This is a genomic window from Azonexus sp. (assembly GCF_036170495.1).
Taxonomy (GTDB): Bacteria; Pseudomonadota; Gammaproteobacteria; order Burkholderiales; family Rhodocyclaceae; genus Azonexus.
In genome coordinates this window covers 1-2,067 of record NZ_JAVHPH010000375.1, presented here as the reverse complement: position 1 = coordinate 2,067, position 2,067 = coordinate 1, and the positions used below count along the sequence as shown (strand labels likewise).

At 61.7% G+C, this 2,067-nt stretch carries 2 protein-coding genes and 1 pseudogene; all 3 read left to right on the top strand.

Annotated elements, in window-relative coordinates; genetic code table 11:
* Positions 1-203, top strand: a pseudogene (locus ADADOO_RS13735) (DNA polymerase III subunit epsilon); the annotation flags it as partial.
* A 7-nt stretch (positions 204-210) separates the two neighbouring features.
* Positions 211-1,266 (top strand): DUF294 nucleotidyltransferase-like domain-containing protein, encoded by a 1,056-nt coding sequence (locus ADADOO_RS13730; protein ID WP_511278067.1) that lies wholly within the window; start codon positions 211-213, stop codon positions 1,264-1,266.
* 14 nt (positions 1,267-1,280) lie between these two features.
* The coding region (locus ADADOO_RS13725; protein WP_511278066.1) for a CBS domain-containing protein at positions 1,281-2,067 on the top strand (787 nt) is incomplete at its 3' end.

Genomic DNA, 2,067 nt, shown 5'->3' with positions numbered 1-2,067 from the left:
ACCAGGAATCGCACAAGCTCGACGTCATCCTTGAGCGCCTCGGCATCACCATCGGCACGCGGCACAACGCACTGGAGGACGCTTTGGCGACGGGCGAAGTTTTCCTCAAGCTGATCAAGCTGCTCGAAGACATGGGTATCGTGACCGTTCGCCAGGCGCTGGAAGCGGCCGAGAAAACCTATTTCGCCCGAGTGAAATATTGAGGCCGGCATGAATTCCGATTTCACCTCGCCCTGTCGGCAGCAACTCGAACTGGTCACGGCGGTGAGCGCGCTGTCCGAACTCGACGCGGCACCGGCCCTCGCCGGGCGTTTGCGCGACCACTTGTTGGGCGCCGCGGGGCGCGGTCTTGACGGGCTCGCCGCGACGCAGCTGATTTCTGTCTTCAATGACCGGTTGACCGGCAGAATTATCGAATTGACCGTCCGCCGCCATCGCCTGCCCCAGGTGAGCTGGTGCTGGCTGGCCCTCGGTTCGGAAGGGCGGCATGAACAAACCTTCGTCACCGACCAGGATAACGGCCTGATTTTCAACGCCACCAGCGAGCAGGAGGCGACCGCCTTGCGCCAGATCTTTCTGCCCTTCGCCCAGGAGGTGAATCGGCACCTGGCGGCCTGTGGCTTCGCCTTGTGTATCGGGCAGATCATGGCCGGCAATCCGGCCTGGTGCTTGTCGCTTGAAGAGTGGCGCGAAAAATTCATTGACTGGGTGCGCCGCCCGGAGCCCGAGGCGTTGCTGAACGCCAGCATATTTTTCGATCTGCGTCCCTTGTACGGCGAACTCGCCCTGGGCGAAAAATTGCGTAGCGTGCTGCTCGCGATGACGGTGGCCACGCCATCCTTCCAGCACCTTATGGCGGCTAACGCCCTGCGGGTCGATGTGCCGCTCAATTTTCGTGGCGACATCGCGGCAGGGGAGGGGGAGAGCATCGATCTCAAGAAATACGGCAGCCGGATCTTTGTCGATGTCGCCCGCATCTTCGCGCTGTCTTCCGGAACGACATCGGTCAATACGGCTGAGCGCCTGCGTCAGGCCGGCGCATCGGCTGGCCTGCCGGCGAGCGAGATTGCTGCGGTCGACGCCGCTTTTTCGCAAATTTTGCGCTTGCGGCTGGCGCAGCAGATTGAAACCGCGGGCCGTGGGGAGCCCGAGGGTCATGGCCTGAAACCCGGCAACCTGCATGATGTCGATCGCGCCATCTTGCGCGAGACGTTGAAGCAGGCAAAGCGCCTGCAACAGCGTCTCAAGTTAAACTATGCACTCTAAGAAATGAGGTCGTCGTGACTACCCAACAGCAAACCGGGCAGGAAAAAGAACAGGTACAACAACAGGTTGTAGGCCAGGTGGAAATGTCGCTGCGTCATGATGGGCGCAGCCGAATGGCCAGCAACACGCAGGCTTTCCTGCGCAACCACGCGCCGTTCAATACGATGCAGCCGGAAGCCTTGCAGCATTTTGCCGAAAAGGCGCAGATCGTCTTTTACGCCGCCGGCAGTGAAATCGTCGGGCCGGATTCCGGCAAGGTCCGGTTTTTCTACCTCATCGAATCGGGCAAGGTGCAGGCGCGCCAGGCTGGCGAAGTTACCGTCACCGAATACTCGATTCTCAGCCTCGGTGCCGGCGAGAGCTTCCCGATCGGCGCCGTCACGGCCGGCCGGCCATCGACCAATCTGTACACGGCGGTTGAAGACACCTTCTGCTACCATTTGCCGGCCGATGATTTCCTCGCCTTGCTGACCGCCAGCCCGGAATTCAACCTGTTCTGCACACGCTACATTGCCAGCCTGCTCGACCAATCGCGGCGCCAATTGCAGTTGCAATTTTCCCAGCGCGCCAGCGAGCAGCAGACGCTCAATTCGCCGCTGGCCGGCATTGGTTCGCGCTCGCCGATCACGGTCGCGCCGGAAACCCCTTTGCGCGCCGCGCTCGAAATCATGTCAAAAGCCGGGGTCGGCTCGCTGGTCGTCGCGGGTGAGGACCGCAAAGCGGTCGGCGTGTTTACGCGCACCGATCTGCTCGATCGCGTTGTCCTCGCCGAACTGCCGCTGACCACGCCGGTTGGCCAGG

What these genes read in the sequence shown, in the direction of transcription:
- ADADOO_RS13730 (WP_511278067.1), top strand. Translation starts at nt 211, where the DNA reads ATGAATTCCGATTTCACCTCGCCCTGTCGGCAGCAACTCGAACTGGTC.